Source organism: Nocardioides cremeus, from assembly GCF_030518195.1.
Classification (GTDB): domain Bacteria; phylum Actinomycetota; class Actinomycetes; order Propionibacteriales; family Nocardioidaceae; genus Nocardioides; species Nocardioides cremeus.
The window spans coordinates 1-517 of record NZ_JAULSC010000074.1 but is presented as its reverse complement, the minus strand read 5'-3'; the positions used below and the strand labels follow the sequence as shown (position 1 = coordinate 517).

Sequence of the window (517 nt, the reverse complement as noted above, 5' to 3'; positions counted from 1 at the left end):
GATGGTCGCGGACTTGTCGCCGCGGGTGGCGGACGGCTTGGTGACGGTGTCGGGGACGCCGGCGGGGGTGACCTCGTTCGACGGGTCGCTCGCCGTCGAGGTGCCGATGGCGTTGGTGGCGGTCACGGTGAAGGTGTAGGCGGTGCCGTTGGTCAGACCGCCGATGGTGGCGGTGGTGGTGTCGGCATCGACGCTCTTCGACACGGCGTCGGGGGTGCTGGTGATGGTGTAGCCGGTGACCGGGGACCCGTTGCCGGACGGCTTGGTCCAGGTGATGGTCGCGGACTTGTCGCCGCGGGTGGCGGACGGCTTGGTGACGGTGTCGGGGACGCCGGCGGGGGTGACCTCGTTCGACGGGTCGCTCGCCGTCGAGGTGCCGATGGCGTTGGTGGCGACCACGGTGAAGGTGTAGGCGGTGCCGTTGGTCAGACCGCCGATGGTGGCGGTGGTCTGGTCTCCGGGGACGGTCTTCGACACGGCGTCGGGGGTGCTGGTGATGGTGTAGCCGGTGACCGGG

General features: G+C 70.6%; 1 protein-coding gene. It reads right to left on the bottom strand.

Going from position 1 to position 517, the window contains the following annotated elements; all coding sequences use genetic code 11:
• A partial coding sequence (locus QWJ41_RS20780; protein ID WP_302710375.1) for a fibronectin type III domain-containing protein occupies positions 1-517 on the bottom strand: 517 nt, incomplete at both ends.